The 18923-nt window shown below is 33.9% G+C and carries 17 protein-coding genes; 10 read left to right on the forward strand and 7 right to left on the reverse strand.

Features of this window, described 5'->3' with window-relative positions; all coding sequences use genetic code 11:
* Positions 1-19 precede the first annotated feature (19 nt).
* From fabF to pyk, 4 genes are all read left to right on the forward strand, one after another.
* Positions 20-1270, forward strand: coding sequence for a beta-ketoacyl-ACP synthase II (gene fabF, locus AAC024_RS01560; protein WP_339893414.1), 1251 nt, complete (start codon positions 20-22; stop codon positions 1268-1270).
* A gap of 98 nt (positions 1271-1368) precedes the next feature.
* Positions 1369-2109, forward strand: coding sequence for a ribonuclease III (gene rnc, locus AAC024_RS01565; RefSeq protein ID WP_339893415.1), 741 nt, complete (start codon positions 1369-1371; stop codon positions 2107-2109).
* Positions 2110-2391: 282 nt separating this feature from the next.
* The gene (locus AAC024_RS01570) at positions 2392-2877 is read left to right on the forward strand and encodes an IPExxxVDY family protein (RefSeq protein WP_339893416.1); all 486 of its coding nucleotides are present in this window, start codon (positions 2392-2394) and stop codon (positions 2875-2877) included.
* Positions 2877-4319, forward strand: coding sequence for a pyruvate kinase (gene pyk, locus AAC024_RS01575; protein ID WP_339893417.1), 1443 nt, complete (start codon positions 2877-2879; stop codon positions 4317-4319). Before AAC024_RS01570 ends, pyk begins: the two co-directional genes overlap by 1 nt.
* A gap of 326 nt (positions 4320-4645) precedes the next feature.
* Here pyk and AAC024_RS01580 read toward each other — a convergent pair whose 3' ends face one another.
* The 5 genes from AAC024_RS01580 to dinB all read right to left on the reverse strand — a co-directional run bounded on the left by AAC024_RS01580 (position 4646) and on the right by dinB (position 7651).
* Positions 4646-5092 (reverse strand): DUF1801 domain-containing protein, encoded by a 447-nt coding sequence (locus AAC024_RS01580; protein WP_339893418.1) that lies wholly within the window; start codon positions 5090-5092, stop codon positions 4646-4648.
* 14 nt (positions 5093-5106) lie between these two features.
* Positions 5107-5475: a DUF2200 domain-containing protein gene (locus tag AAC024_RS01585; RefSeq protein ID WP_339893419.1), complete on the reverse strand. Its 369-nt coding sequence runs from the start codon at positions 5473-5475 to the stop codon at positions 5107-5109.
* Between the two features lie 2 nt (positions 5476-5477).
* Positions 5478-5927, reverse strand: a complete 450-nt coding sequence (locus AAC024_RS01590; RefSeq protein WP_339893420.1) for an SRPBCC family protein — start codon at positions 5925-5927, stop codon at positions 5478-5480.
* A gap of 24 nt (positions 5928-5951) precedes the next feature.
* Positions 5952-6389 carry an SRPBCC domain-containing protein gene (locus tag AAC024_RS01595; RefSeq protein ID WP_339893421.1) on the reverse strand — a complete coding sequence of 146 codons (438 nt, stop codon included), beginning with the start codon at positions 6387-6389 and terminating at the stop codon, positions 5952-5954.
* Positions 6390-6550: 161 nt separating this feature from the next.
* Complete coding sequence (dinB, locus tag AAC024_RS01600; RefSeq protein WP_339893422.1) at positions 6551-7651, reverse strand: DNA polymerase IV; 1101 nt, start codon at positions 7649-7651, stop codon at positions 6551-6553.
* Positions 7652-7730: 79 nt separating this feature from the next.
* Here dinB and AAC024_RS01605 point away from each other — a divergent pair, with 79 nt between their 5' ends.
* The 6 genes from AAC024_RS01605 to AAC024_RS01630 all read left to right on the forward strand — a co-directional run bounded on the left by AAC024_RS01605 (position 7731) and on the right by AAC024_RS01630 (position 15927).
* Positions 7731-8204 (forward strand): CYTH domain-containing protein, encoded by a 474-nt coding sequence (locus AAC024_RS01605; RefSeq protein WP_339893448.1) that lies wholly within the window; start codon positions 7731-7733, stop codon positions 8202-8204.
* Entirely contained in the window at positions 8201-8758 is a 558-nt protein-coding gene (locus tag AAC024_RS01610; RefSeq protein ID WP_339893423.1) for a YciI family protein, read from the forward strand. Before AAC024_RS01605 ends, AAC024_RS01610 begins: the two co-directional genes overlap by 4 nt.
* Positions 8758-9636, forward strand: a complete 879-nt coding sequence (locus AAC024_RS01615) for an endonuclease/exonuclease/phosphatase family protein (RefSeq protein ID WP_339893424.1) — start codon at positions 8758-8760, stop codon at positions 9634-9636. The genes AAC024_RS01610 and AAC024_RS01615 overlap by 1 nt, the downstream gene beginning before the upstream one ends.
* Positions 9637-9915: 279 nt before the next feature.
* Complete coding sequence (locus AAC024_RS01620; RefSeq protein ID WP_339893425.1) at positions 9916-12405, forward strand: T9SS type B sorting domain-containing protein; 2490 nt, start codon at positions 9916-9918, stop codon at positions 12403-12405.
* Positions 12406-12855: 450 nt separating this feature from the next.
* Positions 12856-14748 carry a T9SS type B sorting domain-containing protein gene (locus AAC024_RS01625; protein WP_339893426.1) on the forward strand — a complete coding sequence of 631 codons (1893 nt, stop codon included), beginning with the start codon at positions 12856-12858 and terminating at the stop codon, positions 14746-14748.
* Between the two features lie 426 nt (positions 14749-15174).
* On the forward strand, positions 15175-15927 hold the full coding sequence (locus tag AAC024_RS01630) for a UDP-2,3-diacylglucosamine diphosphatase (protein ID WP_339893427.1): 753 nt from the start codon (positions 15175-15177) through the stop codon (positions 15925-15927).
* On the opposite strand, the gene AAC024_RS01635 is transcribed toward AAC024_RS01630, so the two are convergent.
* Both AAC024_RS01635 and recJ read right to left on the reverse strand, forming a co-directional pair.
* Positions 15924-17192 (reverse strand): MFS transporter, encoded by a 1269-nt coding sequence (locus AAC024_RS01635; protein ID WP_339893428.1) that lies wholly within the window; start codon positions 17190-17192, stop codon positions 15924-15926. The genes AAC024_RS01630 and AAC024_RS01635 overlap by 4 nt on opposite strands.
* Positions 17193-17207: 15 nt before the next feature.
* Positions 17208-18908 (reverse strand): single-stranded-DNA-specific exonuclease RecJ, encoded by a 1701-nt coding sequence (gene recJ, locus AAC024_RS01640; RefSeq protein WP_339893429.1) that lies wholly within the window; start codon positions 18906-18908, stop codon positions 17208-17210.
* Between the last annotated feature and the right edge of the window lie 15 nt (positions 18909-18923).

Consider the following 18923-nt stretch of genomic DNA (forward strand, 5'->3'; position numbering starts at 1 on the left):
AAAACAATCAAAATACTTTATGGAATTAAAGCGAGTTGTAGTCACAGGATTAGGAGCTTTAACACCAATTGGCAATACCAAAGATGAATTTTGGGAAGGCTTAATTAGTGGCAAAAGTGGTGCTGCGCCTATAACATATTATGATACCGAAAAGTTTAAAACTAAATTCGCTTGCGAATTAAAAAACTTTAACGTTACTGACTTTTTTGATAGAAAAGAGGCTCGTAAAATGGATAAATTTGCACAATACGCTATGGTAGCGGCAGATGAAGCTATTGAAGACTCTAAATTAAATCTTGATGTAGTCGATAAATTACGTGTTGGTGTTATATGGGGAGCAGGTATTGGTGGTTTAGAAACCTTTCAGCAAGAAGTTTTAAACTTCGCTGCAGGTGATGGAACACCAAGATTTAATCCGTTCTTTATTCCTAAAATGATTGCTGATATTGCACCAGGTAATATCTCCATAAAGCATGGTTTTATGGGGCCAAATTACACAACAGTTTCTGCATGTGCATCTTCTGCTAATGCTATGTTTGACGCTTTAAACTCTATACGTTTAGGGCATACAGATGTAGTTGTTACAGGTGGAAGTGAAGCCGCGGTTACTATTGCTGGTATGGGTGGTTTTAATGCGATGCATGCACTATCTACTAGAAATGAAAGCCCAGAAACAGCCTCGCGTCCATTTGACGCAACAAGAGATGGTTTTGTTTTAGGTGAAGGAGCAGGAGCCCTGATTCTAGAAGAGTATGAACATGCAAAAGCAAGAGGTGCTAAAATATATGCTGAATGTATTGGAGGAGGTTTATCCTCTGATGCGTATCATATGACTGCGCCGCATCCAGAAGGTATCGGTGTTATTGCGGTAATGAGGAATTGTTTAGAAAATGCAGGCTTAAAGCCAGAAGATGTTGACCATATTAATACACATGGTACATCTACACCTTTAGGAGATGTTGCAGAACTTAAAGCAATTTCAGAAGTATTTGGAAGTCACGCTAAGACTATAAATATAAATTCAACTAAATCAATGACTGGCCACCTTTTAGGTGCTGCCGGCGCTATTGAAGCAATTTCGGTAATATTGGCTATGGAACACGGTATTGTACCTCCAACAATAAACCACACTACAGTAGATGAGAACATTGATCCTGAATTAAATTTAACCTTAAACAAGGCTCAAAAGCGTGATGTAAAAGTAGGAATGAGTAATACATTTGGATTTGGCGGACACAACGCTTGTGTAATATTCAAAAAAATAGATTAAATCCCGAATGAAATAAACCATAACCTTAAATTAAATTTTACATGAAAATGCAACATGGTTTATTACATCTGACATTAAAATAAGATATTTATTATCAGATGAAAAGCATTCGTAACATACTAAATTCCCGTTTTAAACGCAACGGGAATTTTTTTATGGAGTTAACTAAAATACTTGGGTTTAAACCTAAGAATGTTAAATACTTCAGAAAAGCCTTTACGCATCGGTCTATGAATACTAAAGATACGAAAGGCAACCCTTTTAACTACGAACGTTTAGAATTTTTGGGAGATGCCATGCTAAGTTCTGTAATTGCATCACATCTATATCTTGAAGTGCCAAGTGGCGATGAAGGCTACTTAACCAAAATGCGATCAAAAGTTGTGAGTAGAGAGCATCTAAATGAGTTAGGTAAAGATTTAAAACTGATAAATTTAGTAGAAAGTAAAATCCCTGCAGGTCAATTCGGAGATAATATCCACGGTAATTTATTTGAAGCTTTAGTAGGGGCTATTTTTTTAGATAGAGGTTATAAATACTGTGAAAAGTTTATTTTTAAGCGTGTTATAATTCCTTATGTAGATATTGAAACCCTAGAAGGAAGAGTCATTAGTTACAAAAGTTTACTTATTGAGTGGTGTCAAAAAGAAAAAAAGACATTTGGTTACAACGTATATGAAGACACAGGCAATGATGATGTTAGGCATTTTTCAGTAAAGCTATCTATAGATGATAAAGTAATTTCTAAAGCCAGAGCAACTTCTAAGAAAAAGGCCGAAGAAAAAGCTTCAAAACGTGCCTTTTTTGCATTCCAAAGCAGAATGTCGAAGATGCTATAATCTTCTTATACCAATTATTATTTAAAATGAGGTATAAATAATTTGAATTATATTTTGTTCCGATAAGATAGAAAATTCAAGCATAGCCTAAGTTATGGTTTTATTTTATATTGAAATATGAGCGAAACAGAAACAAATTATATGGATTATTTTGAGTGATAGTTGGTATTACATTTAAAATGAATCAACTATAACGTTTTAGTTGGGTTTATTGCCAAGATTAGAGTTAACTTAATACAACTCCCCTTTATAAATACTATATTTGCAAGTTAAATATAAGTTATGGCTGTTCACAAACTTATTCTTGATGATACCTTTGAGGATGCAATATATACCTTAATTGCAATACATTGCAGGTTGGAAGACTATCGTTTAGCATACCTTCTCAATAAGCATTTAGGTATTACGCTTTCCAGAAAAGCATCAGATATAGACTATAATAATGGACAGGTTTCTTATTCAATTTTTGAATGGGAAGACCATAAACAATTAGTAACATGGAGTTTGGTATCTAACATTTGTAAAACCGAAGAACTCCAACAAACAGATTATAAGTCGTTATTCGACAACCAAGAAAAAATAACCAAAATATTTCAGTTATTACCAGAACATAAAACTGTAAACTATTTTTTAAAAATAGATAGCGAATTCAGTTTCAGCAAAGAGAAATATATTTTAGATAGTATATTAAAAATACCACAAATTGCAACGGCTTACAGTCTAGATTCTAGTGAACTGAAATCTAAAGATAATTTAATTTTTAACTAATGTCAATAGATAAAAAAACCAAAATAGTAGCCACCCTAGGGCCCGCTACAAGCACTAAAGAAGTTTTAAAAGCCATGCTTGATGAAGGCGCGAATGTATTTAGAATAAACTTCTCTCATGCTGATTATAGCGATGTAAAAGAGCGTGTTAAAATGATACGTGAGCTAAATGAAGAATATGGTTTTACGGCAGCTATTCTTGCAGATTTACAAGGCCCAAAGCTTCGTGTAGGCGTTATGAAAGAGGAAGTGGTTGTAAATCCTGGAGATGAGATAATTTTTGCTACGGGCGAACGTTTTGAAGGCACCAAAGAACGTGTTTACATGACCTATGATAGGTTCCCGCAAGATGCAAAACCAGGCGAACGTATTCTTTTGGATGATGGTAAATTACTTTTTGAAGTGGTTTCAACAGATAAAAAACAAGAAGTAAAAGCAAAAGTGATTCAAGGCGGTCCGTTAAAATCTAAAAAAGGAGTTAACCTTCCTAACACTGATATTTCACAACCAGCATTAACAGAAAAAGATATTGAAGATGCCATTTTTGCCATCAGTCTTGATGTTGATTGGATTGCACTTTCTTTTGTGCGTCATGCAGAAGATTTAATGCAATTGCGTGATTTAATTGCAAAACATTCTGACCATAAAATCCCAATTATAGCTAAAATTGAAAAGCCCGAAGCCGTAGAAAATATAGATAAAATTGTTGCACATTGTGATGGTTTAATGGTAGCTCGTGGCGATTTGGGTGTGGAAGTACCTGCGGAAGAAGTACCACTTATTCAAAAACAATTGGTATTGCGTGCTAAAAAAGCAAGAATTCCAGTAATTATTGCTACGCAAATGATGGAAACTATGATAGATAGTTTAACTCCAACAAGAGCAGAAGTAAACGATGTTGCAAACTCTGTTATGGATGGTGCCGATGCAGTAATGCTATCTGGCGAAACCTCAGTTGGTCAATATCCAGTAGAAGTAATTAGGCAAATGGCTAACATTTTAAAAAGTGTAGAGAACTCAAAATTAATTCAGGTTCCTCAATTGCCACCACATATTCGTACCAACCGTTACATTACAAAATCTATATGTTATCATGCCGCTAATATGGCAAACGAAATTAATGCAAAAGCTATTTCAACACTTACAAATAGTGGGTACACAGCATTTCAAATTTCGGCATGGAGACCATCGTGTCACATCCTAGTATTTACATCAAACAAGCGTATTTTAACTCGTTTAAGTTTACTTTGGGGTGTTCGTGCGTTTTATTATGACAAATTTGTAAGTACCGACGAAACTATTGACGATGTTAATGGTATAGCCTGTAAAATGGGGTATTTAGAGGTTGGCGATATGCTAATTAGTTTAGCAGCAATGCCAATGAAAGAAAAGGGTATGGTAAACACCCTTCGTGTTACAGAAATTGAAACCTGTAATTTTTAAATTATAAATATTTGGGCGTTACCACAAGGGTCGCGCTTTGCACTATATCTTTTAAATAGAAAAAACTACCCAAAAGCAGTTTTTTCTATTTAAAAGGATGCCGTTTCAATCGCTAACGCACTTATCTGCTAAGTTTTGGATTTACTTTGAAAGTTGTTTTATTTTTGGAGAGTTCGTTTAACGTTTATGTATATGGAAAGTTGCGTGGTTTAAGCACTAAAGTTAGCAAATAAATCACAAATAGAAAGTCCGCGAGGACTTTCGTAAGTAGGCTTTTGCTAGCAATTTTTTTTATACGGTGTTAGCACAAGTTTTTCTTTCTTTCGTTAATTGGTTTGTTTTATTCTGCAAGAACATTCGTGATGCTCGTTAATGTATTTAATTGATTCTATGCAGAGTTCTTTTAAAACCGAAATATTGATATCAGAAAGTTTTTTCACATAAATACAAGCCTTTCCCATTTTGAATTTACCGAGTTCAGCTAATAATAATTTACTTCTCTTCGTATCAGAATAAACGTAGAGCGAGAACGCTGCTTTTCTCGGTGAGAATCCAAGAACAGGCGCATCGCCTTCGTGTCCGCTAGCATATTTGTAATGGTAGTTGTCGAATCCGATAATTGTCGGTCCCCACATTTTAGATTCAGCACTAGACCATTCCTGCATCAATTCAATCAAACGAAAACTATCAGCTTTTTTCTGTTCGTTATCAACGTATGAGTTTATGAAATCTGTTACGTTTTCTCCTGTGTAAGTTGTCTTTGTTTTTGCCATAATTCCGATTTTGATTATTGCCTTAAAATCTTTTCCATCTTTCTACCTCTTGCCAATTCATCAATCAGCTTTTCCATACGTCTGCATTGTTTATACAATTCAAATTCATCCGCTATTTCTTCAATTCGATAACCACAAACGACTCCTTTAATCAAGTGTGCGTTTGGATGTATTTTAGCTTTTTGAAAAAATGTTCTAAAAGTTACTTTCTCTTCAATAAGTGCTTGTAAATCACCTTTATCAAAACCAGTAAACCATTCTATTACTTGGTTGAGTTCTTCTTTTGTTTTACCATTCTTCTCCAACCTATTCAAGTAAAGTGGATAAATGGATGCAAATATCATATTAGCAACTTTTTCATTTTTTTCAGTTGTAACTTTCATCTTTATTTATTTTCGACAGTAGTCTTTATGTCTATTAAGTCTTTTTTAATAAGTTTTTTCATAGTCTTGTTTAACATTCTTCCAAAAATAAAAGCCATAATTTTCCCTTTTATTGTAATAGCTTCCGAATTAAATTCCATTGTTAAAAAAGTAGTGTTTTCTTTTTCTGAAAGTTTTAAAATAGTTTGATAAATAGCTCCATTACTTTCGGCTCTTGTTTTGTAATAGTCGTTTTCTGTGGCTTCTGTTATCCACATTGTTTCTGTAGCAGATTTACCGAATATTGTTCTTGTTTCCTCCCATTTTAACCCGACTACTGTGTCTTTTGGTTTATTCAGGATCTCAATTTTTTCAATTCCAGAAATTGTGTTCACAGAATTTTCAATATCTGTAATTACCTTCCAAACTTTTTCTTTCAGTGCTTTTATTTCTATGTCAATAGTTAATTTCATACCCTTACTTTATTAATTGATTTATTATTTTCGCATATAGTCAAATGCGCCTTTTCGAAGTTGTATACCATACTCTAGGTAGGCTTTCATACAAGCAAGGAAATTTGCCCATCCTCCCGAATTTTCTAAAGCCCATTTCAGGTTGTCTTCATTAAGTTTTTTCCCGTTTTCGTTTACTCTTATTAGGGTACTATTGTCGGCTAATTTTTCTAATGTAATTTTTACAACAGTTTCTGGGTCCCAAACGAAGGAAATCGAAAGATTGGTTTCAATTTTGATTTCTTTGACAGGGAACTTATCTTCAAATTCAGGAAATTTCCATATCACTTCTTTTCCTGATTCGAGTCGTCCGCTACTCTCCGAAATGAAATATTTAGTCATTTGCGATGGGTTTACAATCCCTTCAAAAACTTCTTCTATTGGTTTTTGAATTTGTATAGTTGCATTAGATTCTAGTTTCATATTGAATTTCTTTAGTCTTTGAAAACCTTTTATATAGTCGCGTCTAATTTGTGCTAACCTGCTAAGATAAAGTTCCGTTTCAATGAACTTTATCGATTGTTAAACGAAGTTAGCTAATTTTTCTGACAAAGTCAAGTAGTTTATTTATCGTTAATACCAATTTAAAACTCAAATTTCAACTGCACACTAACGCTTTTCTTCACTTCAGGTTTTTTCTTCTTTTCAGTGTTTAAATTAGACATAGAAATACCTAATAACCGCACAGAATTGCTCAACTTCTCTTGGTATAACAAATCTTTAGCTGTTTCTAAAATCACGCTTTTATCACCTAAATAATAGGGCAATGTTTTGCTTCGAGTTTGCAACGTAAAATCGCTATACTTAATTTTTAAAGTTACCGTTTTTCCGGCAACTTTGCTTTTTAATAATCTACGTGAAACTTCTTCAGCAATATGCTCTAATTTTTCAAGCATAAATATTTCAGAAGACAAATTTTCATTAAACGTACGCTCTGCAGCTAAACTTTTCCGTATTCTATTTGGTTTTACTTCACTGTTATGAATCCCTCTAACAATGTAATAATAGGATCCTCCAGACTTCCCAAAGTGCTCATCCAAATACTCCAAAGATTTCTGTTTCAAATCCTTTCCTGTAAAAATGCCTTTTTGATACATTTTTTCAGCAGTTACTTTGCCTACGCCGTAAAATTTTCTAATGTCTAAAACTTCTAAAAAGTCTAAAACTTCTTCGGGGTTTACTGTTTTTTGTCCGTTAGGTTTGTTGTAATCACTCGCTACCTTGGCTATAAATTTATTAATAGAAATTCCTGCTGAAGCCGTTAAACCAACTTCGTCCAAAATGCGTGTTCTAATCTCTTTCGCAATTAAAGACGCACTTGGGTTTCCTTTTTTGTTTTTAGTAACATCTAAGTACGCTTCATCAAGAGATAGCGGTTCAACCAAATCAGTGTAGTCATAAAATATTTTTCTAATTTTTTTTGATATTTCAGTATATCTTTCAAAATCTGTTTTCACAAAAATTAAATCAGGACATAATTTCACTGCTAGAGTTCCAGCCATCGCACTTTTAACACCAAATTTTCTAGCCTCATAGCTGGCAGCACTCACCACACCACGTTTTCCACCGCCACCTACCGCAATAGCTTTCCCTTTAAGTTCCGGGTTATCCATTTGTGCTACAGAGGCATAAAACGCATCCATATCTACATGAATAATTTTTCGTAATGGTAGTTTGTTAGACATAGCGTAAATTTACTATTAAATGTCTTTTAATTATTACCTTTCAGGGGACTTAATTTTAAGTTTTGATTTAGAGTTAGTAATGATAGAAATTGAACGCAAGTTTTTAGTAAAGTCTGATGCTTATAAAGATGAAGCATTTCAAGAAACAAGAATTGTTCAGGGATTTCTTAATACGCACAAAGACCGTACGGTTCGTGTTAGGGTAAAAGGCGATTTAGGATTTATAACGGTAAAAGGATTATCTTCAAAAAATGGACTATCTCGTTTTGAATGGGAAAAGGAAATTACAAAAGATGATGCTCTAAAATTATTAAATTTGTGTGAAAAAGGAGTTATAGATAAAACACGATACGATATAAAAGCAGGAAACCATATTTTTGAAGTAGATGAGTTTTTTGGAGACAATGAAGGATTAATCATTGCAGAGGTAGAACTTGAAAGTGAAAATGAAACCTTTGAAAAACCAACATGGTTAGGAGAAGAAGTAACAGGACAAATAAAATATTATAATTCGCAATTAAGTAAGCACCCTTATAATACATGGAAATCATGAAAAAATTCATATTCGCATTAATACTCTTTTCATTATTTTTGAGTTGTAAAGATGAGTCTAAAGCATCTGTATTAGAAATAAATGAAGATGCTAAAGCTATTTCAAAAGAAATTAAAGATTCAGTTGTTGTAGAATCTGAAGCCATTATTGAAAAAGTTGTTCCAAAAACAACGAAGCAAATCAAAGAAGAACTGACTGCTAAAGGTTTTAAAACCTTTGACTATGTTGATAAAAAAACTCAAGACACTATTTTAATGCAACAATACTTTATGGCGTTTTTAAAAAGAGGCCCAATTCGCGGACAAAATGAAGAAGAATCAGCAGAACTTCAAGCGTTACATATAGCACATTTAAAAAAAATGTATGATTTAGGTTATGCTGATATTTCAGGGCCTTTTGGAGATGATGGAAATTTAAGAGGAATTACTATCTACAATGTGCCTACCCTTAAAATGGCAGATAGTTTAGCAAATTCAGACCCCATGGTAATAGCTGGACGATTAAACATTGAAATTCATCCTTGGTGGGCTGGTAAAGGTTTTCCTTTAAGATAATGCTTAAATTTTTAAAGAACCAAATATTACGAATCAATCTTATAGTTGTCATTGCATTGCTATTGATTCATTTTGTGCTAAAAGAAAATAACTATTTCTTTTCACTGCTTTATTACACCCTTCCGTTACCATTAATTATAATAGCTGTAGTATTATTTTCTATTTTTCAAAGTAAAAAAATTAGAACTTATAATTTAATTCTAGCGTTAGTATTATCAGTGATTTGGTTTGGTAGAAGTTTCAAGATAAATACTTCTGAAGCTATTAAAGAAACCGATATTGAGGTCGTTTTTTGGAATGCTACACATAAAAGAGAATTTAAAGATGTATTTGATGAAGTTGAAACACTGCCAGATGTTGTAGTTTTGGTTGAATATCATGCTGAAGAACTTGCTGAAACTAAATTGAACTACCCTGATTTTTTCTTTTATTGGCATTCAGAAAGTGAAATAGGAATTTTTTCAAAAATGACAATAGATATTAAGGAAGTTGTTTTGTCAGAAGACGAAACTGTGGTTATCAATTTCTTCACTAATGGCATAAATTTTTATGCTATCGACGTTGCATCAAGTATGAATGTTTATAGAAAACAACAATTGAAATTTGTTACAGAATCTATTAAAGTGATTGAAAACACAATACTTTTAGGAGATTTTAATACACCATTAGAATCAAAATTTTTAAATGATATTAGAACCAATTTCAATCAGGTTTTAACGGAAAAAGGAAATGGTTTTAGAGAAACTTGGTTTTGGAATATTCCACTTTTGTCTTTAGATCATATTTGGGTTTCTAAAGATTTAGAAATTATAAAAGCTGAAAAAATTAGTACTTTTAAATCAGATCATTCCATGGTAAAAGCTGTTATTAGGAAATAGCTTGTATAGTTTTTGTATGGGTATATGTTAGTTTGCTTAATCTCTATTTTGCTTAATATAGCCTTTAAACTTTTTTACACTAAAGAAGTATCATTAAAAGCTGTGCCGTATCATTAAGAATATTTTTTTATTTGGAGTTTTAATAAGTTATTTCCTTATTCAAAAAGCACATGCTCAGCTTAGGTTTTGTACCGGAAATTCAGGAGACCTTATTTTTATGAACCCAAATTGGGTCACCTTATTTTTTAACGCTCACCAACCTTTTGAAAAATAAATCAAATGTTTAGATACCTTATAGTATTATTTTTAATCTTACTAACGGATTTTTCCTTTGGCCAGATTGTTTTGACTCAGACCCATAGTGATGCTACAATAGGACTTGACAGGAAAGCTTGGAGTGGTTTAGGTAATACATCTCCACTCAGCGATGGTTATGCCCATGATTTCACATTGCCGGCAAGGACAAATCCTTGCCAACAGATTACAGGTATAAGAGTGGAGATAAGTCTTACAGGCTACGCTAATAACAATGTTTGTCCCCATTTAGAAATTTATTACAATCTATTTTACGGATGTACTTCATACGCTGGGGGCGCTACGTGTTTGCCAGCGACTAATTTGATTGCAGAACCTAATTACGCCCCCAATACAAGTCCCCCGCCATTTAATTTTGGAAGTCCTTTAGGCAGTCCTCTTAATCCTAATATTGTACCAGATTTTGGAGACAATTTAAGTATAGACATAATACCTGTTTCTAATCCTGGTTGCAATCCTGTGACTAATGGGTATATAAGTTATCAATATACCATAACGGTTACTGTTACTGTTACAGACATATCACCTACACCACCAACCTTCACACAAGTGCCAGCGATTTGTAGTGGTGATACGTTATCGGCATTAACGACGACTTCAAATAATAGTATAACCGGAACATGGGCTCCTGCATTGGATAATACAGCTACAACGACTTACACATTTACTCCAGATGCAGGCCAATGTGCAACAAGTCAAACGATGACTATTGCGGTTAATCCGATAATTACCCCAATCTTTACCCAAGTATCAGCCATTTGTAGTGGCGATAGTTTATCAGCATTACCAACCACGTCTAACGAAGGGGTCACAGGAACTTGGAGTCCCGTATTAGATAATATAACGACAACAACATATACATTCACTCCAGATACAGGGCAATGTGCAACGAGTCAAACCATGACTATTATTGTTAATCCTATAGTAACTCCAACTTTTACTCAAGTATCTGCTATTTGCAGTGGTGATACTTTATCAGCACTACCTACCACATCCAACGAAGGGGTCACAGGAACTTGGAGTCCCGTATTAGATAATACAACGACAACAATATATACGTTCACCCCAAATACAGGGCAATGCGCAACGAATCAAACGATGAGTATTACAGTAAACGCTAATGTAACTCCAACTTTCACTCAAGTACCGGCTATTTGTAATGGAGACACTTTAGCTGCACTACCTACCACATCCAACGAAGGGATCACAGGAACTTGGAGTCCTACATTAGATAATAATACAACAACAACTTATACATTTACCCCAGATTTGGGGCAATGTTCAGTGAGTCAAACCATGACTATTATTGTTAATCCTATAGTAACTCCAACCTTTGCTCAAGTATCTGCTATTTGTAATGGTGATACTTTATCAGCATTACCTACCACATCCAATGACGGTATAACCGGAACTTGGAGTCCTGTTTTAGATAATACTGCAACAACAACATATACATTTAGCCCAGATTCAGGACAGTGTGCCGCAAATCAAACCATGACCATTATGGTGAATCCAACGGGAACACCAACTTTTACTCAAATATCGGCTATTTGTAGTGGTGACACTTTATCACCATTACCAACCACATCCAACGAAGGGATCACAGGAACTTGGAGTCCTACATTAGATAATACTATAACAACTACTTATACGTTTACACCCGACTCTGGATTTTGTCCATCTCCCGTTAGTTTAACTATAGAAGTGTTTAATGGTCCTGTTTTTTCTTTACAGAATGAATACTTCCTTTGTTTTAATATAAATGGAATTATCGCAATACCTGTAACTATTGATACGGGTTTAAATACGTCTGAATATAATTTCAAATGGTTATTAAATGGAGTCCCAATAGCAGGTGCTAGTCAAGGAACTTATATGCCCATCGAAGGTGGGAATTATGAAGTTATTGTACAACATGTAATGACTATGTGCGAAAGTAGTATGCTAACTATAGTAACGGTCTTATCTGAACCAGAATTTGAAGCTGAAGTAATTACGGCTCCTTTTTCTGAAAATCCAACAATTCAAGTTACTACTATAAGTTCTGGAGATTTTGAATATCAATTAGATGACGAGCCGTGGCAAGACGAGTCCATTTTCAATAATGTTTCTAATGGAGAACACATAGTAACGGTTAGAAATAAGAATGGTTGTATGGAACGTAGCCAAACACTTGTAGTTATAAGTTACCCAAAATTTTTCACCCCAAATAATGACGGAAGCAATGATACATGGAATATTAATAGTATCGCAGATCAGGTAAATGCAAAAATTTATATTTTCAATAGATATGGCAAACTATTAAAGCAGATTAGTCCAGATGGCGAAGGTTGGAGTGGTATATTTAATGGTGAATTAATGCCTGTGAATGATTATTGGTTTGCTTTAGAATATATTGATACAAATACAGGAGAAAGAAAAATGTTTAAAGCCCATTTTACATTAAAACGCTAATTAGTGTCTGGTCGTAAACACATCAATATTAAATTTGTTTCTTTTCGCGCTCTTTCCATTTATTTTTAATCGCTTGATGCTACGGCATCAACTCATAAAAAGTAAATAAAAATAAAATCAAAAATAATTCAAATTAAAAAAATAGTCTGTTTGCGACCAGAAATTAATTAGAAATTTCAAACTTTCTTTTTCCTTCATTTCCAAACTCATCAACAACCGTATTGATGTGTTTTCCTTATTTTGGTTTATATACCAAGCTCATCGATATCTTTTGTGCTTCCCATATAGACCTCATCAAGATACCAAAACACATTGTTTTCTGATTTAGAATATGGATTTTTAATAATGAGATTAGTGGTTTGTCCATCAAAATATTTAGGTAAAAAAATGTTATTATTTTCTTATAAAACAAAGTTTAATACTTATTTTGGCTAATCCAATATAGCTTTTGTGAATCAAATTTATCTGCATAAATTATTAAAATACAGGCTTTGGTTGCTCTTATTAGTACTTTCAATAACAGCGCAATCTTATGCTCAATTAGGGTTTTGTACTGGTAATTCTGGCGACCCTATTTTTATGGAAACTTTTGGAACAGGATCGACCACTCAGTTACCAACAGGAACCACATCATATACATATAACAGTATGGCTCCTGATGATGGTTTTTATAATGTTTCTAGCAATACAAATTGGTTTGGATGGCATGATATTGTAGACCATACACCAAATGATGCTAATGGTAGAATGTTGGTTGTAAATGCTGATTTTACCTCAGGTGAATTTTACAGAACAACAATTAATGGGCTTTGTGAAAATACAACTTATGAGTTTTCTTCATGGATGATTAATTTACTACCAACTTCGCGTTGTGGTGGCATTGGAATTCCAATAAATGTAAAATTTGAAATTTGGGATAACACAGATACTAATCTACTTGCAAGTGGTGATACAGGCAATATAAACGGAACTTCAAGCCCCAATTGGCAACAATATGCTCTAGTGTTTCAGTCTTTGCCCAGTCAAACATCAGTTATATTAAAAATGCTCAATAATGGTGTTGGAGGCTGCGGAAACGATTTAGCACTTGATGATATTGTTTTTAAGTCTTGTGGCGACACCATTAAAATAGAAGACACATCGAATATGAACATAGTAAGTTTATGTGAGGATGAACTACCATATTCAACAACACTAACCGCAACACCAGATTTTACTATTTTTTCGTCACACTTTTACCAATGGCAAGAAAGTACAGATGGTGTAAACTGGATTGATATTCTGGGAGAAACAAGTAATAGTTACACTACATCACCAATAAATAACACCACGTTTTTTAGAGTTAAAGTTGCCGAAGCTGTTGTAAATGTAAATAATGATTCTTGTAATTCGTCATCGGAAATTTATGGAATGAGAGTCATTCCATTGCCTAACGCTCCTATCAGCAATGGCGATTTAATGATTTGTGAAAATGATACCACGCCATTATCAGTAACCGTTCCAGCGGATGTGAATGTTAATTGGTATGATGCAACAACTGCAGGGAATTTACTTTTAGCAAATAATACATCATTCAACCCGAGCATATCAGGAATCTATTACGCCGAAGCAGAAACTATTGAAGGCGGATGCTTATCCGCTTCAAGAACAGTATTACAAATAGATTATTTTAAAATTCCAGAAGTTACAGATGAATCAATCTCATTTTGCGAAAACACATCCATAACATTACAAGCAAATCCAACCGACCCAAGTGCTGTAACGTCTTATTTATGGAATAATGGTAATACAGCAGAACAAATAGAAGTTTCAAGCCCAGGCACATATTCTGTTGTGGTTTCAAATAGCTCCTGTAGTGTCACAAAAACCATAATACTGTCGCAAATTGACAACCCAATAATCGAAAGCACTATCTCCGATGGTAGTAATATCATAATATCAACATCAAACACTGGCGATTTTTTATATTCAATAGACGGCATTACATTTCAATCAAACCCCACATTTTTCAATATAGAAGGTGGTCAATATACTATTTACGTAAAGCATCAAGATTGTGCCGAAATTATAACCACACAACACATTCATTTTTACATTCCTAAATTTTTCACTCCAAACGGAGACACAATAAACGACACCTTTAATTTAAAAGGTATCGAGTTTTATAGCTTTTCAGAAGTCTCTATTTTTGATAGGTATGGAAAACTATTAAAAAATGCTGTAAACACTCCTTTTTCTTGGAACGGAACCTTTAATAATGCACTCTTACCAACAGGCGATTATTGGTATGTTGTTATTATTGATAATCAAAAGTTTACAGGACATGTCACACTAAAACGATAAATTATTGAACTCATGACTATAAATATTTCACTACTCGCTCGCTCTCCTTCGTCGGGGGAGATCAAACATATAGCCTGCGGTGAGCGCAGTCGAACCGTTCAATCCCTAACGGGCAAATCCATAATTTTCGGTACAAAATCGATGGTCAATATAAACATCAATAATCCAATAATTAGCAAAAAGTAAAGTCCTTAATCAATTCACAGAATTGACCGTCAAGGCTCAGAATAGATGAAGAAAAGCTCCGAGAACTGGAGAACGAAAGTTCGACGCGGAGTTTTCAAATCGGTTTCTTGGTTTTTGTATTTAGCTTGAAATGTCTACTAGACATTCCTAAAAAAGCTAAATAGTGTATCAAGGCAAAACGAACATAGAAAAATAAAAACATGAGATTCCTGCATTCGCAGGAATTAGTATATTTACAACATGCAAATCCCAAAAGGCAAAAAAATATATTTCGCTTCAGATAATCATTTAGGAGCCCCAACAAAAGAAGCCTCTTTTCCTCGCGAAAAGAAATTCGTAACATGGTTAGACGAAGTAAAACAAGATGCCGCTGCTATTTTCCTTTTAGGCGATTTATTCGATTTTTGGTTTGAATACAAAACCGTAGTTCCTAGAGGATTCACTAGAACTTTAGGTAAACTTGCAGAAATATCAGATTCAGGAATTCCTATTCACTATTTTGTTGGAAATCATGATTTATGGATGAATGGCTATTTTGAAGAAGAACTCAATATTCCAGTTTACCACAAACCAAAAGAATTCACGTTTAATGGTAAAACCTTTTTTATAGGTCATGGCGATGGTTTAGGGCCTTATGACAAAGGTTACAAACGCATGAAAAAAGTGTTTACCAATCCGTTTTTTAAATGGATTTTTCGATGGGCACATCCTGATATTGGTATGCGTATTGCACAATATTTATCTGTGAAAAATAAACTGATTTCTGGAGATGATGACGCTACTTTTTTAGGAGAAGAAAATGAATGGTTGGTACAATATTCCAAGGAGAAACTAAAAGACAAACACCGCAATTATTTTGTGTTTGGGCACAGACATTTGCCACTAAATATAGACCTCAACGAAAACTCAAAATACATAAACCTTGGTGATTGGATTACATATTATACCTATGGTGTTTTTGATGGAGAGACAATGGAGTTGAAAGCATATTAATTTTCATCTTCATGAGCTTCCATATCGGCTCTTAAATCTAAATCTCTAAGCACCGGGTTTTTAACACCAATAGCAAAAACTGTAATTAAAGTCATAGTACCTCCAAAAACTACGGCAGCTACAGGGCCTATTAATTTAGCTGCTAAACCGCTTTCAAAAGCACCTAACTCGTTGGACGACCCCACAAACATAGAATTAACAGAAGATACACGCCCACGCATGTTATCAGGTGTTTTTAATTGTAGAATGGTTTGACGAATAATCATAGAAACCCCATCTGCAGCTCCGCTAATAAATAACATTAAAACGCTTATCCAAAACACAGAAGATAAGCCAAAACCAATAATACTAACACCAAATATAAAAATTGAAATAAGTAGTTTTTTACCTGTATTTCTACTTATAGGAATATATGTTGTAATAAACATAGTAACAATACTTCCCATGGATATGGATGCGTTTAAAATTCCAAAACCCTCACTACCAACGTCCAATACATCTTGAGCAAAAACGGAAAGTATTGCTACTGTTCCACCAAATAAAACCGCAATCATATCTAAAGTTAAAGCCCCTAAAATAGCTTTGTTTTGAAACACAAAACGAATACCAACCTTTAAACTCTCTTTTACAGGCTCGCCTATTTTCTTATTTAGAATAGGTTTCTTTTTTATGAGAAAATTTAAGAAAAAAGAAACAACAACCATCACAAAAACAACACACAAGGTGTTATCTACTCCAATCCAACTAATAAAAAACCCACCAAAAAGTGCACCTAAAACCGCAGCTGTTTTCCATGTACTTGTGCTCCATGTAGCGGCATTAGGATATATTTTTTTAGGTACAATTAAAGCCACTAAAGAAAAAATTATTGGTCCGAAAAAAGAACGCAAAAAACCACCAAAAAAAACAAGAGCATAAATAGAATATAAAATAGACTTTGTTGACCAGTTACCAACTACTTCATCAGAAGTTAAAAGAAATAACCCCAAACTAATAAGAGAAAAAGCAGCAATACAAAGTGCAAAAAGGTTTCGTTTTTCTTTTTGGTCTACAATATGACCTGCAAAAAGTGCCATTGTAAAAGCTGGAATAATTTCCATAAGACCAATAATACCAAGAGAAAGTGGATCTTTAGTAATACTATATACTTGCCACTCAATAACTATAAATTGCATAGACCATCCAAAAACTAAGACAAAACGGACTAATAAGAAAATGTTGAACTCTTTAATTCGCAATGCGGCATACGGGTCGTTTTTTGCCATAATTTAAGCTCAGGTCTACTTTTGTTTTTTTAAATCTCTTAACTTCAATTGTAAACTTACATTTCCTCTCCATTCGTTTTCATCAATGGAATAGACAGCCTTAAATGGCTTTCCTTCAGAAATCTTATCAAATTTATCACCCATGCTAAAACCAATCGCCACCATCCTACTTGCTGATTCTGGTTGGGTAGCCGTTAATCGCAAATGTGTTTTATCTGCACCAACACATTTTCCGTAACCCGTATCTATTAAATTTTCAGTCAAAAAAACAGGTGTCATATTACTTGGCCCGTAAGGTGCAAACTGTTTTAAAATCCTGTGAAACTTGGGTGTGATATCTTTTAAATCAATTTTTGCATCAATCTTAATTTCTGGTATCAATAGACTTCTATCTATAGTTCTTGACACTTCATCTTCAAAAGCTTGTTTAAACGCTTCATAATTTTCTTCTTCAAGGGTTAAACCCGCTGCATATTTATGGCCGCCAAATTGCTCAATATGTTCTTTACAATTTTCCAAAGCATTGTAAATATCAAAATCTCTTACTGATCGCGCAGAAGCTGCTAATTTATTGCCACTTCTTGTAAATACTAATGTTGGTCTGTAATAGGTTTCAGTTAATCTAGAAGCCACAATACCAATAACACCTTTATGCCAATCTTCATGGTAAACAACAGTAGTAAGGCGGTTCTGTTCTTTTTGTTCTTCAATTTGCTTAAGAGCCTCCTCTGTAATTTGCTTATCTGTTTCACGCCTGTCTAAATTATAGTCATTAATTTCAGCAGCATATTTTTCAGCCATATCTGGCTCTTCTTCAGTTAATAAAGTTACCGCATAATTTCCATGTTTCATGCGTCCTGCAGCATTTATTCTAGGCGCAATAATAAAAACAACATCGGTAATCGTTAATTCCGTTTTTTCAACCTGATCTAAAATCGCTTTTATTCCAGACCTAGGATTGGTGTTTATAACCATTAAACCAAAATAAGCGAGCACTCTATTTTCTCCATCTATAGGAACAATATCTGCACCTATAGCGGTGGCTACCAAATCTAAATATTCAGTTAAATCATTAGCTGTTTTACCTTCTTTTGATGCTAAAGCTTGAACTAATTTAAAACCAACACCGCAACCACATAATTCTTTAAAAGGATACTCGCAATCTTCTCGTTTTGGGTCTAAAACTGCAGCCGCTTCTGGAATTTTATCTGCAGGTCTGTGATGGTCGCAAATAATAAAATCGATTCCTAAAGCCTTGGCGTGCGCTACTTTTTCAACAGCCTTAATCCCACAATCTAATGCAATAATTAGTGAAAACCCATTTTCTAAAGCAAAGTTTATACCTTTATAAGAAATGCCGTAACCTTCGTCATATCTATTTGGAATGTAAGTGTAAACTAAATTATGCTTTGTTTTTAAGTAAGAAGACATTAACGCCACAGAAGTTGTTCCATCAACATCATAATCACCATAAACAAGAATACTTTCATTATTTGCAATGGCTTTTTCAATACGCGCCACAGCCTTATCCATATCTTTCATTAAAAATGGATCATGTAAATCTTCTAATCTGGGTCTGAAAAAGGTTTTGGCATCCTCGTATGTTTCAATGCCTCTTTGCACCAACATAGTAGCTGTTGTCCAATCTACTTGAAGTGCTTTTTGTAAAGCTTCAACTGTTTCAGTATGAGGTTTAGGTTTTAAAGTCCAACGCATTGAGAGAATGAAAAT

The sequence above is a fragment of the uncultured Algibacter sp. genome (assembly GCF_963976535.1).
Classification (GTDB): domain Bacteria; phylum Bacteroidota; class Bacteroidia; order Flavobacteriales; family Flavobacteriaceae; genus Algibacter_B.

Bases quoted from the DNA above. Each gene is read 5' to 3' on its own strand.
- AAC024_RS01580 (WP_339893418.1), bottom strand. From the start codon at position 5,092: ATGGCAAAAACAAAGACAACTTACACAGGAGAAAACGTAACAGATTTC.
- recJ (WP_339893429.1), bottom strand. From the start codon at position 18,908: ATGCGTTGGACTTTAAAACCTAAACCTCATACTGAAACAGTTGAAGCT.
- rnc (WP_339893415.1), top strand. From the start codon at position 1,369: ATGAAAAGCATTCGTAACATACTAAATTCCCGTTTTAAACGCAACGGG.
- AAC024_RS01610 (WP_339893423.1), top strand. From the start codon at position 8,201: ATGAAAAAATTCATATTCGCATTAATACTCTTTTCATTATTTTTGAGT.
- AAC024_RS01620 (WP_339893425.1), top strand. From the start codon at position 9,916: ATGTTTAGATACCTTATAGTATTATTTTTAATCTTACTAACGGATTTT.
- AAC024_RS01635 (WP_339893428.1), bottom strand. From the start codon at position 17,192: ATGGCAAAAAACGACCCGTATGCCGCATTGCGAATTAAAGAGTTCAAC.
- AAC024_RS01605 (WP_339893448.1), top strand. From the start codon at position 7,731: ATGATAGAAATTGAACGCAAGTTTTTAGTAAAGTCTGATGCTTATAAA.
- AAC024_RS01615 (WP_339893424.1), top strand. From the start codon at position 8,758: ATGCTTAAATTTTTAAAGAACCAAATATTACGAATCAATCTTATAGTT.
- AAC024_RS01630 (WP_339893427.1), top strand. From the start codon at position 15,175: ATGCAAATCCCAAAAGGCAAAAAAATATATTTCGCTTCAGATAATCAT.
- pyk (WP_339893417.1), top strand. From the start codon at position 2,877: ATGTCAATAGATAAAAAAACCAAAATAGTAGCCACCCTAGGGCCCGCT.
- dinB (WP_339893422.1), bottom strand. From the start codon at position 7,651: ATGTCTAACAAACTACCATTACGAAAAATTATTCATGTAGATATGGAT.
- AAC024_RS01590 (WP_339893420.1), bottom strand. From the start codon at position 5,927: ATGAAATTAACTATTGACATAGAAATAAAAGCACTGAAAGAAAAAGTT.
- AAC024_RS01585 (WP_339893419.1), bottom strand. From the start codon at position 5,475: ATGAAAGTTACAACTGAAAAAAATGAAAAAGTTGCTAATATGATATTT.
- AAC024_RS01570 (WP_339893416.1), top strand. From the start codon at position 2,392: ATGGCTGTTCACAAACTTATTCTTGATGATACCTTTGAGGATGCAATA.
- AAC024_RS01595 (WP_339893421.1), bottom strand. From the start codon at position 6,389: ATGAAACTAGAATCTAATGCAACTATACAAATTCAAAAACCAATAGAA.
- fabF (WP_339893414.1), top strand. From the start codon at position 20: ATGGAATTAAAGCGAGTTGTAGTCACAGGATTAGGAGCTTTAACACCA.